The organism is Sediminibacillus massiliensis, assembly GCF_900156915.1.
Lineage (GTDB): Bacteria > Bacillota > Bacilli > Bacillales > Amphibacillaceae > Sediminibacillus_A > Sediminibacillus_A massiliensis.
The window spans coordinates 177,771-201,949 of the sequence record NZ_LT732535.1 but is presented as its reverse complement, the minus strand read 5'-3'; the positions used below and the strand labels follow the sequence as shown (position 1 = coordinate 201,949).

The following is a 24,179-nucleotide window of genomic DNA, read 5'->3' as shown; positions in this document are numbered from 1 at the left end:
ATCAATCTCCTTGGGATATAGGTTGAATTTTTGCTATATTTTCCTTCACTTTGAAGTAAAGGATTAATTTTACTTTACCACTCTCTATTCGTTCGTGCAAAACTTTTTGAAAGGATATTTCGGCTTCTTTCCCAAGTTTTTCCTGTAGTTCTCTGGAAGCTTGTTCGATTGCTGTTTCTATTGCAGTTTGTTTATTCCTTTTCACCTGAATTGTTTCTTTTTCTTGTATCGACTCGGTCACGAGGGAGAGCGGAAGCGTCCAGTTCAAAAAATAAAACGGTTTTTCAGTCGTTTCTCTATAAACCTCCCCGAAATCCGGATATTTGAATCCCCAAATCGGGATATCCCATTTTCCCATCTTCAGATAATACTTTTTCTCTCTACTTCCAGTCAGTACATCATATTTTGCTTCAAGGGGGATATTTATATTGGATTCGTACCAAGTCTCTGCTATTATTTCCCCCTCCGCAGTAACTAATTCCTGTTCTTCATCCTCTTCACCAAGTATACCGGAAACAAGAAGGTCTCCCTTTTTTACTACATCGTTAACTTTCACCTTTGGTTGTCCTTTTGCAACAAACATGTCTACTATTACACCTTTTTTAGATGCGACAATATTCCTGGGACCTTGTTCTTCCTTTTCTTCAATTATTGTTTTTTCCACACCTTCAAGCTGATAAGTTGTCCCTTTTTCTGTCACACCGACCCATAGCAATTCAGGAATATCATCAAGCAATTTCTTTTGAATCTCTCCAGGAGTATCAATGGAAAATTTCATCGCTCCCCGATGGATCCCGTGTTCATCGAGGCTTTCCATAATTTTATTCTCGATTTCCATAGGAACGCCTTCTACTTGAACATCCCATACAATATTAGATAGGAAAGCAATAAACATTGCACTCAACAAAATGCCAGCAACCATCTGCTTTTTCCGTAATGTCCGGTTAATTAAAAAAGGAAGACCGTTTCTTCGGATGAACGCCAGCTTATAAACTGTTTTTCTTCGCAGAATTCTGATAGTAGATAGCTCATTAAGGGAAACATTTCCGATACAGGCTGTTTCACTAATTTTTTTTACATTCCATACCGTTATTCCTTCCCTCGCACAAAGATCGAAAAACAGTTCGGGATGATGGCCTGTCACTTTAATGGTTACATATCCTGTAAAGAAAACACTCTGCGTCTGCTTCATAACGTCCTCCTTTAATATTCCCCCCGAATCAGCCTATTCCTCGACAAATATCAGTTCTTTTATTACACCTTCCAAAAGTATTTCTTCCGGAAGCATCATTTTTAACACAAAGTTTTCTCCGTTAATTCGGAGATAACCATCCCTCATCCGCAGGCGGAGCTCGGAATCAGAAAACAACATAAGTCCTTTGTGATTTTCTATATAAGCATGCAGGGTGCCAATTGTGGTAATTCTGGGAAGTTCGAGGACCACATCAGAAGGAAGTTCCAGATGTTGTGTCAGCAGTTTCTCAACGCGTTGTTTCCATTTTTTCACCGGAGATGCCTCCTCTCACATCATATTTATGAGTGGAATTTTCAGTTAAGAACATTAAAATTCCTCCAATAAACATAAGGAAGACTGAACTAAAAAAGGCAATCCATAAAGATGGATTGCCTCTTTTGCATTCTATTACTTTCTTTTTTGTTGAATGACATCCTGGTATGGTTTCACAGCTCGGGGCGGCCCCAAAACCTCAGCCATTACAATACTTTCTGCAAGGCCTTTTTTAGATAGGTTCTTCCTAACTTTGAGTTTGGGTTTCTTACTCCCGGACTGTACCTTCACTTGGACTTGCGGCTTACTATCTTTCTCTGTGCCAATTGAATCCTTCGTTATCAGGGTGTCTGTTGCTTTAGAGAGACCGTCCTGTATTTCGGCAAGTTTCTCCACTTTCTTTTCATAATAATTTTGAGCATCTGTATATGTTTCCACACTTGTTTTCGGCTTTTGTTTAACTTCCTGTTCAGCCATGTTTCCTTCAGGCTTGGGGACAGGACGGGATTCACTCTGATGCCGACGGACAGGTTTGCCGGGCTCTTTACCCTCCTCGTCTTGTTTGTTAAAAAGACCGAACAGCCAGCCTGCTACCGCCAACAGTGGTACAAGTAACCCTATAAGATCTTCCAAGTTTCACCCTCCTTTAGCAGAATAAGGAATTCTATTCTTCCTCATCCTCTTTAGAAAGTTTTCCTATCGTATCCCTCATGTCTGTGTCTGCATTGATATTCTTATAGTTCATATAATCCATCACACCCATATTACCAGAACGCAAAGCCTCTGCAAGAGCCTGCGGTACTTCTGCTTCTGCTTCGACCACTTTTGCACGCATTTCCTGGACACGGGCCAGCATTTCTTGTTCCTGTGCGACTGCCATAGCTCTCCGCTCTTCCGCTTTAGCCTGTGCAATATTTTTATCAGCCTCGGCCTGATCAGTCTGCAGGATTGCTCCAATATTTTTGCCGATATCGATATCAGCAATATCGATGGAGAGAATTTCAAAAGCCGTTCCGGCATCAAGGCCTTTTGATAAAACATTGTGTGAAATCAAGTCCGGATTTTCCAATACTTTCGTATGGCTGTCCGAACTACCGATTGTACTGACAATACCTTCACCGACACGGGCGATAACTGTATCTTCGCCTGCACCACCGACAAGGCGGTCAATATTTGCTCTTACAGTAATTCTCGCTTTGGCCTTCACTTCGATTCCATCCATGGAAATACCAGCAATGAATGGAGTTTCGATAACCTTAGGGTTTACACTCATTTGAACTGCTTCTAACACATCACGACCTGCCAGGTCAATTGCAGCTGCTCGTTCAAACTTCAAGTCGATATTCGCCCTTTGTGCAGCAATTAAAGCATTGACCACTCTGTCGACATTACCACCCGCAAGGTAGTGGCTTTCCAATTGGTTTATCTTGACATCCAAGCCCGCTTTATGCGCTTTAATCAACGGATTGATGACACGAGAAGGAACCACTCTTCTCAGACGCATACCTACAAGGGTAAAAATACTGACCCTTACCCCTGCAGCCAGTGCACTGATCCACAGCATTACCGGGATAAACGTAAACAACACAGCGACTACTATTATAATCAGGCCGATAATTATAATCGGCATCAATTCAGATAATGTCATAATCTTATTCCTCCTGAGTATTTTCTGTATTATTTATTTCTCTTACAACAATTCTCGAACCTTCCGTTTTGACCACTTTTATCGGAGTGTCTTTGGAGATAAAACCACCTTCCGAAACCACATCCAATCGTTCTTCATTAAACAAGGCTGTTCCCGATGGACGCAGTGGTGTAACGGCAGTTCCCTTCAAACCGATTAACTCCAGACGGTTTTGAGAGGAGACATATCCTTGTTCTGAAGTGGTCGCATCCTTTAGGATGATATTTTTAAAAAAACCTTTTTCCAACCCCATCGTTTTGAACAAGATAATGGAAACGATGATGGATGCCAGTAAAGCAATGCCGATACTCATAGCCATATGCCCTGTATCGGCTGAAGACATGAACAATGACCCTGCCACTGCCCCTATGCCTAGCACACCGAGGATTCCACCTGGGACAAATATCTCAGCTATGATCATAATAATGCCTAAAACCAACAGAATGATCGCCTCATACCCGGCAAGCCCGGCAACAATATGACCGTAAAAGAACAATACCAAAGAAACCAAGCCCAAAGATCCTGGTATTCCGAATCCCGGTGAGTACAACTCGACGATTAAACCAATGCTTGCTACGGATAATAAAATTGGTACGACGACTGGATTTGTTAGAAATCTGGCAACTTCCTCTGCGAAAGTAGTTTCTGTTTCAACTATTTGGGCATCTTGAAGCCCAAGCTCAGACAATAATTCTGTACGGTGCCTGACTATCCCCTCTGAATATCCGACTTCTACGGCTGAATTTGGATCCAGTGTAAGATAATCTCCTTCAGGAGCACCGTATTCCTTCAAATCGATGTCAGGGTTCGCCATGGCTTCTGCATATAAGGGATCTCTCCCTTTTGAAGAAGCGGCACTTTTCATGGCAGCAATCCAAGCTGACTGCGCTTTTTTGTCAGCAGCATTTCCGTCGGATGTTATAACCCCGCTCGCTCCCATTGTCGCTTGCGGATTCATATATATATTGTCTGTGTTCAATGCTATGTATGAACCTGCCGATAAGGCCTCGTTTGTTATATAGGAAGTTGTCTCAATTTCCATTTTTTGAAGAAGTTCCGCAATTTGCCCTGCAGCATCCACTCTTCCTCCGGGAGTGTCGATTTCAAATATTACATGGTCTGCATTTTCCGCAGCAGCCTCCCCTGTGGTCCTCGACAAAAAAGCTTCCAATCCTCGCTCCACTTCTTTTTCTATCGGTATGACATAGACCAGTTTCCCTTCTCCTTCAGCTTTCACATCGTTCGGGAGAGCCATCAAAATCATGCAAAACAGTATAAGAAAAAGGGGAAAGAAAATACCAATTTTCCTTTTCACTAACTATCCTCCTTTCCAGACTCGATTAATACCTATACGATTTTCAATTATAATATGTTTCAAAAATCTTCACCCAGTTTAACATAATTGAAACAACAAACAGAACAAGATAGGTTTAATATGCGCGTATAATAACGAAAAAACCCCCACCAGTTTATGGTGGAGGTTTTCGGCTACAGAGAACCAATTCTGTCAGTGACTGTCACTTTCAGGATAATTGTTTTTGGACCACCTGATTAACCTGTGATCCATCTGCCTTACCTTTTACTTTAGGCATGACAGCGCTCATGACAGCTCCCATATCCTTTTTAGAAGTAGCACCAACTTCTTCAATGGTTTCCTGCACAATAGATTCTAATTCATCTTGTGAAAGCTGTTTCGGCATATATGCTTGTAAAACTTTAATTTCAACATCAAGTTTTTCCGCAAGATCATCGCGTCCAGCTTCTTTAAATTCTTGGAGGGAATCTTTTCGCTGCTTTAACTCTCTGGATAAAACAGTTAATTCTTCTTCTTCAGATAAGTCGTCTTTGCCAAGTTTGATCGCTTCGTTTTGTAAGGAAGCTTTGACCATGCGGATTACACTCAAGGTCTCTTTATCCTTATTTTTCATAGCTTGTTTCATATCTTGGTTAAGACGTTCGATTAATGACATATCTCTTACTCCCTCTTTTTTAAGGGTTTGTTCAATCAAAGGCTATAATCGCATAGCACTGTGACGAACATACACAATTATTCTTACTTGCGTTTTCTAGCAGCCTCAGACTTTTTCTTACGGCGAACACTAGGCTTTTCATAGAATTCACGCTTGCGGTATTCAGACAATGTACCACTTTTAGATACACTGCGTTTGAAGCGACGAAGAGCATCTTCAAGAGACTCGTTTTTACGAACGCGAGTTGTGTTTGACATGCTAATTTCCCTCCCTCCGAAGCATACAACCAGTTTGTTACGACATATGTATCTCACATATGCCTCCCGCCAATTATAATACAATGCTTTTCATTGGTCAACTGTGCATTTCTTTAAATTTTTAAATTCCATACTTTGTATCGAAATTATTTTACACATGTTTGGTAGGCCCGTCCATACAATGATACAGAGGTGAATCCGTTGGAAGAACTCTTATCGTTATCGGCAGTCTATCTCATGCTTTTTTTTATGGGTTTTACAGTATTACGGACCGGTCTTTACAATTTAACACATGAAAAGATCGAGCCTGCATTGAAGAACCTGACCAGCAACCACTTTACGGGTATCTTGACAGGGATATTTTTTACAACCATTCTCCAAAGCAGTTCGATCATCATGATTATCACCATAGGATTTGTGAGTGTAGGGCTGTTGTCATTAAGACAATCAATAGGTATTATACTTGGAGCTAACATCGGGACGACTTTTACTGGAGAGCTGCTTGCATTTTCGGAAATAATCCCCAAGTGGTCATTTGTCGTCATCGGAGCATTCATGCTAATGACCAACAACAAGTTATTGTTTTGCACTGGTACGATACTTTTTGGAATTGGCAGCGTGTTCGTTGCATTGCATGGTTTTGAGACGCTTGCACCTTTAATTGCCGAAATGCCGGTGCTTGTTGAAGGGATTCAATATGCAGCCCTCCATCCAGAAACAGGTGTCCTGATCGGCATTTTGTTCAGCGGAGCAATTCAATCCTCGAGCGCCACCACCGGGATTACCATGAGTTTTCTCCATGAAGGACTTTTGACCATGCCCGCTTCAATCGCCATCCTTCTTGGCGCTAATATCGGTACTTGTGTGACTGGTATCCTCGCTTCCCTAGGGGCAGATCGCAATGCGAAAATGACAGCGATGGCACATGTTTGGTTCAATGTATTCAGCGTCCTTTTGTTTGTGCCTTTTATAAATGGGTTGTCTTCATTGGCACAATTCCTTGCCGATACACCCGTAAAACAACTTGCACATATTTCAGTTCTTTTTAATATTGCAGCGGTCCTGCTTATACTTCCTTTCATCCATTCATTCGAAAAATTCATCTTTTTTTTCCACGGGAGGAACCGTTAGAGCTCACAAAAGAATGAGCACCCAACCTGAATACAGGTCGGGTGCTCAAGTATTCAATAATCAGAAGATCCTTCTTGGCCAGCAATTATTTGAACACCGGAACTGGCTCCGATTCTTGTTGCTCCTGCTTCTACCAAAGCGAGGGCAGTTTCCCTATCACGTACTCCGCCAGATGCTTTCACACCGATATTGTCTCCAACTGTTCTCCTCATCAAGGCTATGTCTTCTACTGTAGCACCTCCGCCGGAGAATCCAGTCGATGTTTTGACAAAGTCAGCTCCTGCATTTTTTGCCAGTTTGCACGCTTTTACTTTCTCTTCGTCAGACAAAAGCGATGTTTCTATAATAACCTTTGTTAAAGCTTTTCCCTCTGCGGCTTTAACAACTGCCTCAATGTCTGTTTGAACCGTTTGATCATCACCTGATTTTAATGCCCCTACATTGATGACCATGTCGACCTCAGTCGCACCATTCTTAATAGCCTGGTCTGTTTCGAAAACCTTCGTCTCTGTAGTTGTTGCTCCCAAAGGAAAACCGATGACAGTGCATACCTTTACATCGGTTGTTTTCAATTTTTCATAACAGTAGGCAACCCAGTATGGGTTAACACAAACAGAAGCGAAGCCATTCTCTCTGGCTTCTTGAATGATCGTGTCGATTTTGTTTTTTGGTGTATCAGGCTTGAGCTGTGTATGGTCAATCATATTAGCCAGGTTCTCTGCCATGTTCATCCATCCTTTCCTATATCCTTATCAATATAGCACTTCTGTTACAAAAGACCAAGTTTATAAAACCTATCGTCCTACTGTTTATGCTTGCATGTTTCAAGCTGTTTTTCAACAGAAAACCCGGTTTATGACCGGGTTTTAGGACATTGCAACTGTTTTAGTAATCTGAGGCTCGTCCAACACTCGGACAAATTGCCCCTCATTATATGGATAACCCGCTTTATCGAGTTTAACACGAACTATTTTACCGATAAGATCGCTTGATCCTTCAAATTTTACCTTTAGATAGTTGTCCGTGTAACCAACAAGTATATTGTTCTCTTCTTCGCTGAATTTTTCTTCAGGTATCACTTCGAGTACTTCTCCCTCGAATCTCGAGGCATACTCTTTAGCCTGTTGATTGGACAACTCAATCAGTTTTTGAACACGATCATTTTTCACATTTTCATCGACTTGGTCCTGCATTCTGGCTGCGGGAGTACCAGTTCTTCTGGAGAAAGGGAAAACATGCAACTCAGAGTAGCCGATTTCCCGGATGAAATTATATGTTTCCATAAATTCTTCTTCCGTTTCTCCCGGGAAGCCCACTATAACATCAGAAGTAATGGCAAGTCCGGGTAGTGCACGTTTTATTTTTTCGATTTTCCCCCGGTAGTAATCACTTGAGTACTTTCTCCTCATCCGTTCAAGCACGGAATCTGAACCGGACTGTAACGGAATATGAAGATGGCGGACAATTTTGTCGGATTGGTCAAGAACTTCAATGACTTCATCTGTAATCTGGCTTGCTTCGATAGAAGAAATACGAATCCTTTTAAGTCCATCCACTTTAGTCTCCAGTTCACGCAGCAACTTGGCAAAATTATAATCTTTCATGTCTTCACCATAACCAGCCGTATGAATACCGGTCAAAACGATTTCTTTATAACCTGCATCCACAAGCTGTTGCGCTTGTTCCAACACATTCTCCGGTTTCCTTGATCGAAGCAGCCCTCTTGACCATGGAATAATACAAAATGTACAGAAATTGTTACAGCCCTCTTGAATTTTCAAAGAAGCTCTGGTGCGATCGGTAAAAACCGGCACATCCATCTCTTCGAATACTCTGTTCTTCATGATGTTGGTTACACCGTTCACAGGCTGGCGATCTTGTTTATGCTTCTCAATGTACTCAATCATTTTACCTCGGTTCTGAGTTCCTACAACGACGTCAACGCCCGGAATTTCCATGATTTCACCCGGAGAGGTCTGCGCATAACAACCAGTCACACAAACAACAGCTTCTGGGTTTTTACGGATTGCTCTTCTTATCACTTGCCGGCTCTTTTTGTCGCCAGTATTCGTTACCGTACAAGTATTAATAACATAAACGTCAGATTCATGATCAAAATCCACCCGCTCATAGCCTTCTTCTTTAAACTTTCTCCAAATACCTTCTGTTTCATAATGATTTACTTTACAACCTAATGTATGAAAAGCCACTGTCGGCATTTCATCACCTCATTTCCTCAAAATGGTAAGAGACTGCTGACAACAGGTATAACGGAGCTGTTTCAGCCCGTAAAATCCTCGGTCCCAGCCTGACAGATAGGAAGCCATTTTCCCTCAACATTTCCACTTCACGTTCTGAAAATCCGCCTTCAGGTCCAAAACAAACAAGTACCGATTGACCGATGGTTACTTCATTCAGAACATCTCCGAACCGTTGAAATGTGTCTGACTTTGCCTCGTCTTCGTATGCAAAAATTTTATGATCATATTGTTTGCTTAACTCCAATAGTTCAACTAAATTAACAACCTGGTGAATCCTGGGGATACTGGTACGATGGGATTGCTCACTGGCTTCTTTTACAATTTTACCATATCTCGAAAGCTTTTTCTCTGCTTTTTTATAGTCCCATTTTACAATGGACCGGTCGGCTTGAAAAGGCAGGAAAGCAAACGCTCCAAGTTCTGTGCCTTTTTGCAGGACAAGTTCCATTTTATCCCCTTTAGGAAGCCCTTGGGCAATCGTAATCATGACAGGTAGGTCCTTTGCTTCTTCCAACCATTCAATTATCTCAGCAACTACCAGGTCCTCTTTCACTTCCGCTATCCTGCACATCGCTCCATGACCTTCAGGAACCATACAAATTATGCTGTCCCCCGCTTCCATTCGCATCACCCTGCTAATGTGATGAACATCATCCCCAGTTATTGTCACCGTGGCATTTTCCGGGTCATAGTCGGAAACAAAATATCTTTGCAATTATTACCCCTGCTTTCCATCGGGTTTTCTGGCTATAAACGCAACCCAGTCTTCCATCTCGTTCACTTCCATGACTTCAAATCCTGCTGTAAGAAGTTTATCCTTTACTTGTTGTTTTTTCGCTTGGATAATTCCGGAAGTGATAAACAGACCTCCCGGCTTAATGCAATCGTAAGCCTCTTCAACAAACCGTATGATGATTTCAGCCAAAATGTTAGAGACAATTACTTCGACCTGAAAGTCGACCTGATCCAGCAAATTGTTTTTCCTGGCAGATATCTTATCCCCCACACGATTGAGTTTAGCATTAATCGTAGTGCTTTTCACTGCGATGTCATCCAAGTCAAATGCATGTACTTCACTGGCACCAAGCAAAACGGACGCAATACTCAACACTCCTGATCCAGAGCCAACATCAATGACTTTGTCTTCAGGACGAAGATACCGCTCCAAAGCCTGAACACTTAATACAGTGGTTGGATGGGTACCAGTTCCAAAAGCCATGCCCGGATCCAGTTCAATGATGATTTCATCACTTGAAACTGGGGAGTATTCTTCCCATGTAGGAGTAATGGTTATTTTCTCAGAGATTTTAACCGGTTTGTAATATTTTTTCCAAGCAGTTGCCCATTCTTCTTCATTAACTTCGCTTAATGTGATTTTGTTATGGCCCAAGTCGAAATCATACAAAAGTAAATTATTGATAGCTTCTTTGATTTGGTCAACCGTTTCACCAAGAAAGCTGTTGACAGCAAGGTATGCTTTGACATATACGCCTTCTTCCGGATAATCTTCTGGATTCAATTCATATATTTCACCCAAAGAAGTCTCCCTGTCTTTCATTAAATCTTTCGGGTCTTCAATCACCACTCCACTTGCTCCTGCTTCATGGAGAATGTTGGAGATGGGTTCGATAGCCTCATTTGTCGTTAATATACATATTTCTGACCATTTCATTTAATTCAACTCGTTTCCTAGGTATTAAGGATGACCTGATAGAACATCCTGCGTTCCAAATAGGTTATCGACCAGGACTATTTACAGCCTGGTCGACAAGATTACTTATTCACCTTTGAACGCCCGCTTCACTCGTTGAAAAAACGTTCCATGTTGTTCCTCGGCAGGCTGATTCCCGCTGATTTCATTGAACTCCCGCATGAGTTCCTGTTGACGATCTGTCAAATTGGTAGGTGTCACCACTCTGATTTTCACATGCTGATCACCTTGCCCATACCCACGTACATTAGGTGCACCCTTTCCTTTTAGACGGAAGGTTTTCCCTGTTTGGGTCCCAGCAGGTATTTTTAATTTCACTTTACCATGAACAGTCGGTATTGCTATTTCATCACCTAAAGCTGCCTGTGTGAAAGTAATCGGCATTTCACAATAGATATGGTCGCCTTCCCGCTCATAGAATTCATGAGGTTTTATTTGCACCACGACGTAAAGATCCCCTGGAGGGCCACCGTTCACTCCAGCTTCCCCTTGACCGGAAACCCTGATTTGTTGTCCTTCATCGATCCCTGCAGGAATATTGATATGGATTTTTTTCCGTTTCTTAACTTTACCGGCTCCACCACAAGTATTACACTTATCGGCAATAATCTTACCAGTACCCTGGCAATAATGACAAACCCGCTTATTGACCACTCTGCCAAACGGCGTATTCTGCTCCATGTTCAGCTGGCCAGTACCGTTACAATGTGAACAGGTTTCCGGACTCGTACCAGGCTTTGCTCCTGATCCATCGCATGTTTCACAAGTTTCTTCTTTGGGAATCTGTATATCTGTTTCTTTTCCGAAAATCGCTTCTTCAAATTCGAGGGTCATGGTGTACTGTAGATCTGCTCCTTGGCGTGGAGCATTCGGATCACGGCGTCTTCCACCCCCGCCAAAGAACATATCGAAAATGTCACCAAATCCGCCAAAGTCTTCCGCACCGCCAAATCCGCCAAAACCTTGACTCTGAGGTCCGGCATGGCCAAACTGATCGTACTGGGCTCTCTTCTGGTCGTCACCCAATACTTCATATGCTTCTTTTGCTTCTTTAAACTTGTCTGCTGCATCTGGCTCTTTGTTTACATCCGGATGGTATTTACGCGCCAATTTTCTATAGGCTTTTTTCAATTCGTCCTTCGATGCATCCTTAGAGACACCAAGAACTTCATAATAGTCTCGTTTACTCACTTGACAATCACTCTCCCGACTCTCTATTGCATAAATTTAATCATAACATTCCTGCTTTGCTTCAAGCAACTAAATGTTGAACCGTGTATGCTCGGTACATATCATATCAATATAACTTATAAGAAGTAATCTTTTCCCGTCACTTGGATATTAATTAATCTTTACAGTTGAAGTAGACTACGAACTAGTGAAAATTTTATTTTGTGAAGCATATTCTTGTTCTGTTGTTAGCTGAGCATGTGTACTCCCTACGATAGAACACTTCGTTTAGGAGTTCTCTAGATTTTGGTTGGGAATTTCCCATGTTAGACATATTCTAGGACCATTTCTCACTTTATCAGAGACTTTTATTCAAAGCGGAGGAAAAATGCGACACTCCTGGGGGAAGTGCAGCTTCCGAAGACCCCGCAGTGAGCGCACTTTGCTCACGAGGAGGCTGAGGTGCTGCCCCCGGAAAGGGAGTATTTTTCCGCAGCGACGGTTTACCACTCAATCCGAAATGGATGGAAGGAAGTCATGCGAAAGTAATTTAGTTCCGTTTTTTTGCGAACAGCATCGATAATTATAAGAAAGTCTTCCTCGAAAGAATTGTTTGAAGAAAGAAAAAGTCAAAGCCAAGGGGATCCTGACTTTGACTTTTTAATACTTAACAAACCTTATTTCTTTTCGTCTTCATCGTCGACTTCTTCATAGTCTGCGTCGACTACCTCGTCGTCTTGTTGTTCCCCTTGTGCTGCTTGTGCATCAGCTTGGGCTTGTTCGTACAATTTAACAGACAATGCTTGAACTTGCTCTTGTAGTGCATCTTTCTTCTCTTTGATCTGGTCGATGTCCCCGCCCTCAAGAGCTGACTTCAACTCTTCTTTTGCAGTCTCGGCTTTTTGCTTTTCGTCTTCTGAAACTTTATCGCCAAGATCCTTGATTGTTTTGTCAGTTGTAAAAATCAGCTGGTCGGCTTCATTACGTACTTCTACTTCTTCACGGCGCTGTTTGTCAGCTTCCGCATTTTCTTCCGCTTCCTGTACCATCTTTTCGACTTCATCGTCAGAAAGACCGGAAGAAGATTTAATTGTAATGGATTGTTCTTTGTTCGTACCTAAATCTTTGGCACGTACATTAACGATACCATTCGCATCAATGTCGAAAGATACTTCGATTTGAGGTACTCCACGTGGTGCCGGTGGAATATCAGTCAACTGGAAACGGCCCAGTGTTTTATTGTCCGCAGCCATCTCACGTTCCCCTTGAAGGACATGGATGTCAACAGCTGTTTGGTTATCGGCAGCAGTTGAGAACACTTGGGAATGGCTTGTCGGAATTGTTGTGTTTCGTTCGATCAGTTTAGTCGTAACGCCGCCCATTGTTTCAATACCCAAGGAAAGTGGTGTAACGTCAAGAAGTACGACATCTTTCACATCGCCTTGCAGCACACCGCCCTGGATTGCAGCACCAAGAGCAACAACTTCATCCGGATTTACACCCTTAGAAGGATCTTTTCCGATTTCACGCTTGATTGCCTCCTGAACAGCCGGAATTCTTGTAGAACCACCCACTAGAAGGACTTTGTCGATTTCGCTTGCAGACATACTCGCGTCTTTCAAAGCTTGACGGGTAGGACCCATAGTGCGTTCTACCAAGCTTGAGGAAAGCTCATCAAATTTGGCTCTTGATAGATTCATCTCAAGATGCAATGGCCCTGCTTCTCCAGCCGTAATAAACGGGAGGGAAATTTGCGTTTGAGCGACACCTGAAAGGTCTTTTTTCGCTTTCTCTGCCGCGTCCTTCAAACGCTGCAATGCCATGTTGTCTTTTGACAAGTCGATTCCATTTTCTTTTTTAAACTCAGAAACCATATGGTCGATAATCACTTGGTCGAAGTCATCTCCACCGAGACGGTTGTCACCTGCAGTCGAAACTACTTCGAAAGTACCGTCACCGATATCTAGAATAGAAACGTCAAAAGTACCGCCGCCAAGGTCATAAACTAGAATTGTTTGGTCCTGGTCATCTTTATCGATTCCGTATGCCAAAGCAGCTGCTGTTGGTTCATTGATGATTCGCTCGACCTCTAAACCAGCAATCTTACCTGCATCTTTTGTTGCCTGACGTTCTGCATCATTAAAATAAGCCGGTACAGTGATTACAGCTTTATCGACAGTTTCGCCAAGATAATCTTCCGCATAAGATTTGATGTATTGCAAGATAATTGCAGAGATTTCCTGCGGTGTGTATTCTTTTCCTTCGATTTCTACTTTATAGTCTGTACCCATGTGACGTTTGATGGACTGGATAGTGTTTTTGTTTGTAATCGCCTGGCGTTTGGCCACCTCACCAACTTGACGCTCACCGTTTTTGAAGGCGACGACAGATGGAGTAGTTCGATTACCTTCCGGATTCGGAATTACTTTAGATTCTCCACCTTCCATAACTGCCACACATGAATTCGTTGTACCTAAGTCAATGCCAATGATTTTTCCCATGACTAATTTCCTCCTTTACTACCTATGTAGGTTACTTTTTTATTGATTCACTTTAACCATAGCCGGACGGATAACCCGGTCTTTCAGCATATAGCCTTTTTGCAATTCCTGAACAACTGTATTGGACTCATACTGATCATCTTCAACCTGCATCACGGCTTGGTGGACATTCGGGTCGAACGTTTCACCTTCTGCTTTGACTTCCTCTACTCCTTCTTTTTCAAGGGCGTCTTTCAGCTGTCGGTGTACCATTTTCACACCATCAATGAAGCTTTCAGTGGAATCTTCTTTGATTTCTGTCTCCAAAGCTCTCTCGAAGTTATCCAATACAGGAAGCAACTCGGTCACTAATGCCTGAGATTTATACTTACGATCAGCTTCTTTTTCCTTTTGTGTTCTTTTTCTGAAGTTATCGTATTCAGCCTGCAATCTAAGCAGTCGATCATAGAGTTCATCTTTTTCCTTTTTCAATGCTTCGAACTCTTCATTATTGACCTCGGTATCATCAGCCTCGTCGACAAGTTCCTGGTCAGTATCTTCGATGATTTCCTGATCCTGCAGTTCCTCTTGCCCGTAAGACTGTTCTTGCTTTTCGTTATCTGCCACAAAACTCACCCCCATCTATAATCACACCATCCATGAATATACCATGAATGGCCATTAGAATAAATCAATTCGTTCATGCGGCTTTTCATCAAAAAAACGAGTGATGGCCAGCCGCTCCACCTAAAGCTATTCCCTCATTATGAACCTTTAATACCATGAATGGAAGGTTCTGGTCATATGTCTTGAAAGGACATTTAACAAACTTATCACCCTGGAGTACTCCATCCGGGTCGGCCCTAATAAAGCCATTGTTCCCATTTGCTGATCACCAAGTGTGTAGGAAGCAGTAATCAAGCTGCACCCTTGCATAGCTGCCAACTTGTTTTCCTGACCTATTGACACTTTGATTCCGTCAGATTCGGTTCGGAGCAGGTCGGCAATTAAATCTTCTTGCTCTATGATGGAATACAGAGATCGGATTTTCTCCACATCCTTGAATTCCGGCTGCATGAGTATATTGGTTTTTCCGCCAATATACAGCTTGACGGGGTGCTCTTCAAACAAAGCCCCTTTCAGATAATGATAAGCAGTTTCAAAATCATCGGTATATCCCTTGATGAGGGACGCTACTTCCGTCTGGAGCCTCTCTTGCAATTTAATGATGGGAACACCGGACAGCCTTTCATTTAAAATGTTTACCATTTTCTCTAAATCCCGGGCACTTATTTCTTTCGGAACATTGAACGAGCGATGTTCTACATGCCCTGTATTGGTAACAAGGATGGCAACGGCCGTAGTCGGTGACAAGCTGATTATTTGCAGTTGCTTTAATTTGGTTTCAAATACTTCGGGTCCTAAAATTATCGAAGTATAATTGGTCAGCTCGGACAGAACCATCGCCGACTTTTGAACAACCCGTTCGAATTCGAGCATATCTTTGTCAAATGCATCAGAAATAACATCGAGCTCTGTATCCGACAAGCTAAAAGGTGAAAGCAAATGATCCACATAAAAACGGTACCCTTTCTCAGAAGGGACTCTGCCTGAAGACGAATGGGTTTTTTCAATAAATCCCATATCCTCCAAGTCGGCCATTTCATTACGGATTGTCGCTGAGCTGAATGATACATCGTCCTTTTTGGAAATAGCCCTGGATCCGATTGGTTGTGCATTTGTGATGAATTCATCAATAATAACCTGTAAAACGAGCAACTGTCTTTTTGATAACATCGATGATCACCTCTGTTAGCACTCCCTAATGTCGAGTGCTAAATCTAATAATAAATTATCAAAAGCAGATTGAGATGTCAACGAGGAAGTTCAGTCACATCGTCTTCTAATAAAAATTCTTGAAAAACTTCATTTCCAAACAACAACCCTGCAGATGTTAGCTTGATAAACCCACCTTCATCCACTACCCATTTTCTGCTTTTGAGTGTGGAGAGGGCATCTGCATAGATCTCGTCCGCTTCGAGGTCGAATTTGTTTCGGAACATTTCCTTAGACACACCGGTACGTTTTCTTAAGCCTAAAAACATTTCCTCTTCGATTTCTTCTTTTCTCCCGATTGGTTCAGTATGAAGCACAGGTTTGCCATCCAAATTAGCTTGTTTTACATATGCGGGCAGCGGGCGAAGATTGACGATTCTCTTCCCGGGTAAGTACCCATGAGCTCCTGCCCCCATCCCATAATAATGCTCATTGTTCCAATAGGTCAGGTTATGCTTGCTCTCGAATCCAGGCTCGGCGAAATTACTTATCTCATACTGGATTTTACCGTGTTTCTCCATTTCTTTCATAAGATGCTGATACATAGCTGCTTCCGTTTCCTCAGGAGGTTTAGGTAATTTGCCTTGCTTGTATCTTTGGTAGAAAATCGTTTTAGGTTCTATCTGTAAAGAATAGGCAGAATAGTGAGGCAGGTCAAAAGACAGTGCTTCCTGCAATGTTTTCTGGAAATGCTCCATTGTCTGATTTGGCAGACTGTAGATTAAATCGATACTTATATTTTCAAAACCGTACCGAGTCAGGGAATCAATATTATCATACACGTCCTTTATTTTGTGCAGACGACCGATATATTCAAGCATTTCATCGTCAAACACTTGGACGCCCATAGAAATGCGTTGCACTCCATAGCTTTTCAACAATTTTATTTTCTCCACATCGAGGTCGCCTGGATTAGCCTCAAACGAGTATTCCTCACATGTATGCACGTCAAAATGGTTATCGATCATTTTGAGCAATTTTTCCAATTGCTTGTGATTTAAAGCAGTTGGTGTGCCTCCCCCAACGAAAATAGTCTTCATAGACTGTTTTCCGGCCGGAATGTAAGTCCTCATTTCATTTTCCAGAGCAGTTAAATAATCGTCAACAAGCTGCTCGTTGTAGAAGAACTTCGTAAAATCACAATAATGGCAGATTTGCTGGCAGAATGGGATGTGAATGTACACAGATTTAACCATCTTCTCTCCTCCAAACGAATGGTCTTTTCCATTCTTCGTCTTAGATGTTTTATCAGTGAAGGAGCTGACCCTGCCAGGCAGGAACAGCTCCTTCTGTTATAAGTATTCGGATGTTCTCGACCGTCAATTTATTCTTCGTCCATTCTCAGAACAGACATAAATGCCTCCTGCGGAACTTCGACAGAACCGACCATTTTCATCCGCTTCTTACCTTCTTTTTGTTTTTCAAGCAATTTTCTTTTCCTGGAAATATCTCCGCCGTAACACTTAGACAGAACATTTTTACGCATTGCTTTGATCGTTGACCTTGCTACTATCTTGTTCCCGATCGCAGCCTGGACCGGTACTTCGAATTGCTGTCTCGGAATCAAGTTTTTCAATTTATCGACAATTTGTTTGCCACGTTCAAATGCAAAATCTCTGTGTACAATAAACGAAAGTGCGTCGATCGTATCTCCATTCAGAAGAATGTCCATTTTCACAAGGTTAGATTGCTTGTATCCGATAAGTTCATAATCAAAGGATGCATATCCCTTCGTTTGCGATTTCAATTGATCAAAGAAGTCATAGACAATCTCAGATAAAGGAATATCATATACAACATTAACCCGGACATCATCCAAATATTGCATGTCTATGAAATCTCCGCGCTTTTTCTGGCATAATTCCATCACAGGTCCCACATATTCGTTAGGCACCATTACAGTTGCTTTAACATATGGTTCACGAACCTCTTGCACTTTTTGTGCATCGGGCATTACAGAAGGATTGTCCACTTCTATTTCCATTCCATCTGTCAGAGCAACCTGGTAGATAACACTAGGGGCTGTTGTGATCAAATCGATATTGAATTCACGTTCAATTCTTTCCTGGATGATTTCCATATGAAGCATCCCAAGAAAACCACACCTGAAGCCGAATCCTAATGCTTGCGATGTTTCTGCTTCATATTGAAGGGAGGAATCATTCAACTCCAACCGCTCCAATGCTTCACGAAGGTCGTTATAATTGTTGGCATCGACTGGGTACAATCCACAGAAAACCATTGGATTCAACCGTCGGTAACCCGGAAGTGCTTCATCAGCGGGGTTGTTCGCCAACGTAATCGTATCACCGACACGACTATCCCCGACATTCTTGATAGATGCCGTCAGATATCCTACATCTCCGACAGTCAGTTCATCCTGCGGAACCGGTTTCGGGTTGAACACGCCGATTTCATTCACCTCGAACTCTTTACCGGTCGCCATCATCTTAATTTTATCGCCCACTTTTACGGACCCTTCTTTGATACAAACATATGCAATAACTCCGCGGTAAGAATCATACAGGGAGTCAAAGATCAACGCTTTCAGAGGATCATCCGCATCTCCTTCGGGTGCTGGGATTTTCTCTACGATACGTTCCAGGATTTCGTCTATTCCGATTCCTGCTTTTGCACTCGCAAGTATGGCTTCTTCCCCATCGATTCCAATTACCTCTTCTATTTCCCTCTTTACGCGTTCAGGGTCAGCACTTGGCAAGTCGATTTTATTGATAACAGGTATGATTTCCAAATCATTGTCCAATGCCAAATAAACATTAGCCAATGTCTGTGCTTCTATTCCCTGGGCAGCATCGACAACCAAAATTGCTCCCTCACATGCAGCCAGGCTCCTGGAAACTTCATATGTAAAATCCACATGTCCTGGTGTATCGATCAAATGGAATAAATAATCTTCCCCATTGTCCCTTTCGTATTTCAATTGGACTGCATTCAATTTTATTGTAATACCACGTTCTCTCTCGAGATCCATCGCATCCAAAAACTGTTCTTTCATTTCTCGTGAGGTCAATGCTTTGGTTTTTTCCAAAATTCGATCAGCAAGTGTAGACTTTCCATGGTCAATATGCGCTATAATCGAAAAATTACGTACTCTATTCTGGTTTCTTTGTTTTTTCAACGGTGATCACTCCTATTTTCGAGCAACAATAACTAGGATTGATTATAGCAGTAGGCAGCAAGAGATTCAATGAAAACAAAACGATTATAAATGAACTGGACAGCTTGTTCTGCTAGTTTTACCTTAGGGGGATAAAAAAACCGCCCCTCGGCTGAGCCAGAGGAGCAGGATAATAATCAATGTCAGAAAAACACTTGAATCAGTTGGTAAACGGTCTGGATCAATTGATTGTAGACCCATTTTATGCCGCTTTCCAAACCCACAGCTATCTTCTGTGTGAAGTGGCTTGCTTGTATCTCCTCATATTCGGTTCGTCTTTCCTCCATCTCTACCGTTTCAAAGTCTTCACCCAGGATTTCAACACGCTCTTTCCCTTGTTCGTTGCTGCTGGTTTGAATAACTTCTTCCAATCCACCTGCACTATATCCCTGGGTGTTTTCAATCCCTTTATTGGCCTGATTGATTCCTAGCAGTACGCCGCTTAAAAACAAGATTGTCATCGACAAGAGAAGTACGATTGTTTTCATACCACATACCTCCTTATGGATTTCCCTGCACTTTTTCGGCATCCCAGTAAAATTCACTGAACACCTCTGCCAGCGCATCAGCAGAACGGTACAATTCATCCATATTGTTTTCTACGCCTCCAACTTCAATTAGAAGGGCGTTTTCGGAAAGGTTTTGATTGTAAACGCCATTTTTCCCCGATCCTCCCATACTTGTCACCCCACGACTGAGACCTGGATATTTCTCTTCGATCCGGTGGTGCAAATCTGTGGCCAATTTCATATTTTCTTCGTTATCAGCATTTTCAGATCCTATGACAAAAAACAAACTGGCATAATCTTTGCCATCAATTGTGGCAGTCGTGATATCTCGCCCCTGGCTGTCACGGTGTAGATCAAAAATATATTGTAAATCTTTGTTGCTTGCCATCGCTTCTTCCACAACTGGCCTGGAAGCTTCGTATGACTGCCAGTATTCCATGCCGCTTTGGTCGAGTTTGCCGGTTATATCTGTCTTATCAACCGTCGTACCAATTCCAAGTTCCTCCAGGCTTTGTTTCAAACGTTCGCTGACTTTTGTAATATTCACTTCTGAATGGAAAGGCGTCGTTGTTCCCTCGGGCAGGTGGGGAAGGAATGATTCCCGGTTATGCGTGTTGTAGACAAAAACCACATCACGATCGCCAGTTGTAGGAAGTTCGTTTCCTGTCTCATCCTTGTTTTCCGGAACCCTGGCTTCATCACTCTCTTCCTCGATAGTCGCTTCTCTATCTTCCAACACCATTTCAAGCGGCGCGGAAGATTCGACAGGAAGGTTTGTATAATCCGTTCCCTGACCAGCAACGATTATCTCGCTGTCATATGCAGCAAAACCGGGAATTTCTCTTCCCAACAAACTTCTCGGATCATTCAACTCCACATTTGTGGCCAGTTCGAATGCCGAGCTGGAAAGTTTCTTTGGTTTCAAATCTTCCGGGTATGCTTCTTTGAACACTCTATTTTCCATCCCGATTATATATAGAAAGGAAGAACCATCGATTTGCCGAGTCCAATCATTAATTGTCGAGGAAGATAACCGGTATGCTGGTTGTATGGATGTCAATATGCCTATAAATATAAATAAGACAAGGAGACCGCCGGCGAAGATACTGCCTTTTTTATACCAGGGTATCGTTTTTTGGACGAATGCAGTTATGGAATTTTTCTTTACCTGTTTTCTCATTTTTCCATCCTTTCTGTATCCTCTATCATCTTTACTAGACTCTATGAAAGGGATACAGAAAGTAGAACCGGACATTGCGACTTATCTTGTATAGGAGCCAGACTCTTCAACCTCAATCGTAGAATGCAAGGCAGCATTCAAACCAGCAGCAACGAGATGTGCCATATCTTCCATATAGCCATCGACTTCTTTAGGAGTAACCATTAAGTTATGTCCAAGCGGGGTCAAAACTTCTTTTATCAACGCCCTTTTTTCTTCATCGGAAAGTTCTCCAACCATTCCAAGGACTGCTTTTCGCTGTTCTTCTGAAGGTAGATCTTCATCCGTCAACTTTCGAGTCCCGAAATTCAAGCCGGCAGGAGTCAAGGCTTTAGAAGGCTCATCTTTTTCCCGCCATTCCCTGCCAAAATGTTTCAACATGAAATCGATCGTATCACTCGTTATTGTTACGGCATCGACCACAGTCGGAACTCCGATTGCTATTACCGGTATCCCCAGAGTCGCTTTGCTCAACTCTTTCCTTTTATTGCCAACACCAGATCCTGGGTGAATCCCACTGTCAGATATCTGGATCGTGGCATTTACCCGTTCAACAGATCTCGATGCAAGTGCATCGATTGCTATAACAAAATCAGGTTGAGTTTTTTCGATGACACCAAATATGATATCGCTCGTTTCGATCCCTGTTACGCCCATCACACCAGGCGTCATCGCAGATACAGGACGATATCCTTCTGCCACATGATGCGGCTGCAGTTTGAACAAGTGGCTGGTGACCATCACTTTTTCGATCGCCATCGGCCCCAGCGCATCAGGTGTTACATTCCAATTTCCCAACCCCACGACAAGACAGACAGCGTCTTCCTGAAGATTATTTTGTTTGATTATTTCTTTCATCTCTTTTGCCAATACTTTTGCTGTTTCTGTCTGACTTTTCGTATCCTGTTTTTTTACTGCCTCGGAGTGAATCGTTATATAATTCCCGGCTTTCTTATCAAGTGATTCAGCACCTGTCTCGTCAATCTGCACATATGTGACTTTGACATCTCCCTCGTGCCGCTCTTTTACTGTTACACCTTTAATTTTGTTTTCTTCGGTACGTTCCTTTTCCACATACATGTCTTTCGCTTCTACAGCCAGGTCCGTCCGCACTTGGTATTTGTCTGCCTCATTTTCCATACCGCTCGGCCTCCCTTTTTTATAAATAGCCTTGCCTCAACGTTGAAAAAAAATACTAATTTATCATCACCTATTTGCATAACGGACTAACAGACTAGATTTATTTTTTCTTCTCATATGCAGATACCTATTGAAAACAAGCCCTCGCTTTGGTACAATGGCTTTTGTTCCAATCGAGAATTAATTGAAGTTTTTTTGGAGGTGAAAAAATGGCTAATATTAAATCTGCAATCAAACGTGTCCGCACAAACAGCGACCACCGTGCTAACAACCAGTCTTACAGAACGGACATGCGCACACAGATCAAACAAGTTGAAAACTTTGTTAACAATAACGATGTTGAAAATGCAAAAGCAGCTCTTCAAACAGCTACTAAGAAAATTGATAAAGCTGTTCAAAAAGGGATTATCCAACGCAACAAAGGCAACCGCCAAAAATCCCGTCTTGCTAAGAAGGTCAACGAACTTAGCGCTTAAACAAAAATGACCACCACTAACGATCCTTATATATGGGGTCGTTTTTTATTATCTATTTGTTTTGGTCACATCAAAAAGACAAGCCGCAAGATGGGCTTGTCTTTTTTTCAGACCGCTTTTTTGATGTGAATTAATTGATAGAGCAATAATTCAAAAGCAAGTATTTTATCCGTTTTCCCCTGTTTAATACTCGAATCTGTCTCTGTGCAAATATCCATGATTTTCTTCAGCTCATCGATGTGAAAGCTCCGTTCCCTTTTCTGTGACATTTTGACAACATATGGGTGTACTTTTAATTGTTGCGCCATCTGATTTTGAGAATAGCCTTTTTTCGCCATTAATTTGACATGGAAGATAGTTCTGAATTGAGAAGCCAAAAGGGCGATCAGCGCAATTGGTTCTTCATTCGACTTCTGCAGATCCTTAAAGATATGTATGGCTTTGTTTAGATCTTTCTCTATAACAGCATCAACAAGCTTCAACCCTGAAGTATTGGAATTATGGGAAACCAACTTATCGGCGATTTCCTTAGTGACAATCCCGCCTTCACCCACAAAAAGGGCCATTTTATCGATCTCTTGCTTTAATATTAATAAATTGCTTCCTATTTCCTCCCCAATCAAGTCAAATGCCCTTTCATCCACGGATATTCCTGATTCATCTGCCAGGTTTTTAATCCATTGTGGTATGTCCCATTCTTTTACAGGCTGGCAAGCTACATAAGCGGCATGCTTTTTGAACAGCTTTGTTATCTTTTTCCTCTCGTCTAGTTTTTCATACGGGGCAACAAAGACGAGCAAAGTGTGTTCTGCAGGCTGTAATAGATAGGATTGCAAAACATCGACATTGTGTTCAACAGGTACTTTATCTGGCTTTGCTTTTAAAAATACGGGATTGTAGGCAAATATCACTTTTCGCTCACTAAGAAATGGATATGTCTCCGCATCTTCGATGACTTCCTGAATAGAGGTTTCCTCGAGGTCATAAGTCAGGACACTGGTATCCATATCTTCTTTATTCAAAGACTTTGCAACCAGTTGCTGCTTTAAATCCTGTATCAGATAGGACTCCGTACCATAAAATAAGTAGACAGGAGAAAATTTCTTTTTTCTTATATCCTTGATTGTTTCAAAATAACTCATCATGTTCACTCCATCCTTCGATAAACCAATCGTAAAACGAAAATGAATTGGTTGCAAGACGAACTTGATGAAGAAGGGGGAGAATACAGCCGTAGCTGAATTCTCCTCAGGGAAAGCAATCTATATTAACGCTTGGACGTCTGTCCCGGGAACAGCTGTCCAGGCGGTGTTTTGGTGTTACCTATAGATTTGCCAATTAATCGGTTTATATGGTTGTTAAGTCTTGCTAACAAAGGTAAGTACGTTTTGAACAGTAATTTTTACTTGAATATGGATTTTTTATATATTTTGTCTTATACTAAAAGTTGATATAGGAGGGGTTAAGGTGAACGAATTCGAAAGAGAAGTGCAATCCAAAAATAATGATGTGATCGACTCAGGTAAAGGATTTATTTTCTCATTCCTTTTCTTTTTCATCATTTTCTTCATTGGTGTATTTGTGAAAGTGATTGGATCTTAAGTATTGATTCAGAGGAAGAGACTGTTGAAACAGTCTCTTTTTTCG

The 24,179-nt window shown here is 42.0% G+C and carries 24 protein-coding genes; 3 read left to right on the top strand and 21 right to left on the bottom strand.

The window, feature by feature from the left end; all coding sequences use genetic code 11:
• Position 1 precedes the first annotated feature (1 nt).
• The 7 genes from yqfD to rpsU form a co-directional block, all read right to left on the bottom strand.
• On the bottom strand, positions 2–1,192 hold the full coding sequence (gene yqfD, locus CZ434_RS01515; RefSeq protein ID WP_077621467.1) for a sporulation protein YqfD: 1,191 nt from the start codon (positions 1,190–1,192) through the stop codon (positions 2–4).
• Between the two features lie 33 nt (positions 1,193–1,225).
• Complete coding sequence (gene yqfC / locus CZ434_RS01510) at positions 1,226–1,507, bottom strand: sporulation protein YqfC (RefSeq protein WP_077621466.1); 282 nt, start codon at positions 1,505–1,507, stop codon at positions 1,226–1,228.
• Between the two features lie 135 nt (positions 1,508–1,642).
• A complete protein-coding gene (locus tag CZ434_RS01505; protein ID WP_077621465.1) occupies positions 1,643–2,140 on the bottom strand; it encodes a hypothetical protein in 498 nt (165 codons plus the stop codon).
• Between the two features lie 31 nt (positions 2,141–2,171).
• Complete coding sequence (gene floA / locus CZ434_RS01500) at positions 2,172–3,155, bottom strand: flotillin-like protein FloA (protein ID WP_077621464.1); 984 nt, start codon at positions 3,153–3,155, stop codon at positions 2,172–2,174.
• A 4-nt stretch (positions 3,156–3,159) separates the two neighbouring features.
• Positions 3,160–4,458 (bottom strand): NfeD family protein, encoded by a 1,299-nt coding sequence (locus CZ434_RS01495; RefSeq protein ID WP_077625029.1) that lies wholly within the window; start codon positions 4,456–4,458, stop codon positions 3,160–3,162.
• A 259-nt stretch (positions 4,459–4,717) separates the two neighbouring features.
• On the bottom strand, positions 4,718–5,164 hold the full coding sequence (locus CZ434_RS01490) for a GatB/YqeY domain-containing protein (protein ID WP_077621463.1): 447 nt from the start codon (positions 5,162–5,164) through the stop codon (positions 4,718–4,720).
• An 83-nt stretch (positions 5,165–5,247) separates the two neighbouring features.
• A complete protein-coding gene (gene rpsU / locus CZ434_RS01485) occupies positions 5,248–5,421 on the bottom strand; it encodes a 30S ribosomal protein S21 (protein ID WP_067837072.1) in 174 nt (57 codons plus the stop codon).
• A gap of 201 nt (positions 5,422–5,622) precedes the next feature.
• Between rpsU and CZ434_RS01480 the strand changes: the two genes are divergently transcribed.
• Positions 5,623–6,552 carry a Na/Pi symporter gene (locus tag CZ434_RS01480; RefSeq protein WP_077621462.1) on the top strand — a complete coding sequence of 310 codons (930 nt, stop codon included), beginning with the start codon at positions 5,623–5,625 and terminating at the stop codon, positions 6,550–6,552.
• 53 nt (positions 6,553–6,605) lie between these two features.
• Here the strand turns inward: CZ434_RS01480 and deoC are convergent, their stop codons facing one another.
• The 13 genes from deoC to gpr all read right to left on the bottom strand — a co-directional run bounded on the left by deoC (position 6,606) and on the right by gpr (position 22,056).
• Positions 6,606–7,277 carry a deoxyribose-phosphate aldolase gene (deoC, locus tag CZ434_RS01475; protein ID WP_077621461.1) on the bottom strand — a complete coding sequence of 224 codons (672 nt, stop codon included), beginning with the start codon at positions 7,275–7,277 and terminating at the stop codon, positions 6,606–6,608.
• Between the two features lie 141 nt (positions 7,278–7,418).
• Entirely contained in the window at positions 7,419–8,771 is a 1,353-nt protein-coding gene (mtaB, locus tag CZ434_RS01470; RefSeq protein ID WP_077621460.1) for a tRNA (N(6)-L-threonylcarbamoyladenosine(37)-C(2))-methylthiotransferase MtaB, read from the bottom strand.
• Positions 8,772–8,775: 4 nt separating this feature from the next.
• A complete protein-coding gene (locus CZ434_RS01465; RefSeq protein WP_077621459.1) occupies positions 8,776–9,528 on the bottom strand; it encodes a 16S rRNA (uracil(1498)-N(3))-methyltransferase in 753 nt (250 codons plus the stop codon).
• Positions 9,529–9,531: 3 nt separating this feature from the next.
• Positions 9,532–10,485 carry a 50S ribosomal protein L11 methyltransferase gene (prmA, locus tag CZ434_RS01460; protein ID WP_077621458.1) on the bottom strand — a complete coding sequence of 318 codons (954 nt, stop codon included), beginning with the start codon at positions 10,483–10,485 and terminating at the stop codon, positions 9,532–9,534.
• 105 nt (positions 10,486–10,590) lie between these two features.
• Complete coding sequence (dnaJ, locus tag CZ434_RS01455; RefSeq protein ID WP_077621457.1) at positions 10,591–11,715, bottom strand: molecular chaperone DnaJ; 1,125 nt, start codon at positions 11,713–11,715, stop codon at positions 10,591–10,593.
• A gap of 656 nt (positions 11,716–12,371) precedes the next feature.
• Complete coding sequence (gene dnaK / locus CZ434_RS01450; RefSeq protein ID WP_077621456.1) at positions 12,372–14,195, bottom strand: molecular chaperone DnaK; 1,824 nt, start codon at positions 14,193–14,195, stop codon at positions 12,372–12,374.
• Between the two features lie 39 nt (positions 14,196–14,234).
• Positions 14,235–14,816 carry a nucleotide exchange factor GrpE gene (gene grpE, locus CZ434_RS01445; protein WP_077621455.1) on the bottom strand — a complete coding sequence of 194 codons (582 nt, stop codon included), beginning with the start codon at positions 14,814–14,816 and terminating at the stop codon, positions 14,235–14,237.
• Positions 14,817–14,948: 132 nt separating this feature from the next.
• Positions 14,949–15,971, bottom strand: a complete 1,023-nt coding sequence (gene hrcA / locus CZ434_RS01440) for a heat-inducible transcriptional repressor HrcA (protein WP_077621454.1) — start codon at positions 15,969–15,971, stop codon at positions 14,949–14,951.
• Positions 15,972–16,048: 77 nt separating this feature from the next.
• A complete protein-coding gene (gene hemW, locus CZ434_RS01435; protein ID WP_077621453.1) occupies positions 16,049–17,206 on the bottom strand; it encodes a radical SAM family heme chaperone HemW in 1,158 nt (385 codons plus the stop codon).
• 128 nt (positions 17,207–17,334) lie between these two features.
• The gene (gene lepA, locus CZ434_RS01430) at positions 17,335–19,149 is read right to left on the bottom strand and encodes a translation elongation factor 4 (protein WP_077621452.1); all 1,815 of its coding nucleotides are present in this window, start codon (positions 19,147–19,149) and stop codon (positions 17,335–17,337) included.
• Positions 19,150–19,331: 182 nt separating this feature from the next.
• Complete coding sequence (locus CZ434_RS01425; RefSeq protein ID WP_179107143.1) at positions 19,332–19,676, bottom strand: DUF3679 domain-containing protein; 345 nt, start codon at positions 19,674–19,676, stop codon at positions 19,332–19,334.
• Positions 19,677–19,689: 13 nt separating this feature from the next.
• On the bottom strand, positions 19,690–20,877 hold the full coding sequence (spoIIP, locus tag CZ434_RS01420) for a stage II sporulation protein P (RefSeq protein WP_077621450.1): 1,188 nt from the start codon (positions 20,875–20,877) through the stop codon (positions 19,690–19,692).
• Between the two features lie 81 nt (positions 20,878–20,958).
• Complete coding sequence (gene gpr / locus CZ434_RS01415; RefSeq protein ID WP_077621449.1) at positions 20,959–22,056, bottom strand: GPR endopeptidase; 1,098 nt, start codon at positions 22,054–22,056, stop codon at positions 20,959–20,961.
• A gap of 209 nt (positions 22,057–22,265) precedes the next feature.
• Between gpr and rpsT the strand changes: the two genes are divergently transcribed.
• Positions 22,266–22,532 (top strand): 30S ribosomal protein S20, encoded by a 267-nt coding sequence (rpsT, locus tag CZ434_RS01410; RefSeq protein WP_077621448.1) that lies wholly within the window; start codon positions 22,266–22,268, stop codon positions 22,530–22,532.
• Positions 22,533–22,639: 107 nt separating this feature from the next.
• Here rpsT and holA read toward each other — a convergent pair whose 3' ends face one another.
• Positions 22,640–23,674 carry a DNA polymerase III subunit delta gene (gene holA, locus CZ434_RS01405; RefSeq protein ID WP_077625028.1) on the bottom strand — a complete coding sequence of 345 codons (1,035 nt, stop codon included), beginning with the start codon at positions 23,672–23,674 and terminating at the stop codon, positions 22,640–22,642.
• Between the two features lie 325 nt (positions 23,675–23,999).
• Between holA and CZ434_RS01400 the strand changes: the two genes are divergently transcribed.
• Positions 24,000–24,134 carry a YqzM family protein gene (locus CZ434_RS01400; protein WP_077621447.1) on the top strand — a complete coding sequence of 45 codons (135 nt, stop codon included), beginning with the start codon at positions 24,000–24,002 and terminating at the stop codon, positions 24,132–24,134.
• The last annotated feature ends 45 nt before the right edge of the window (positions 24,135–24,179 follow it).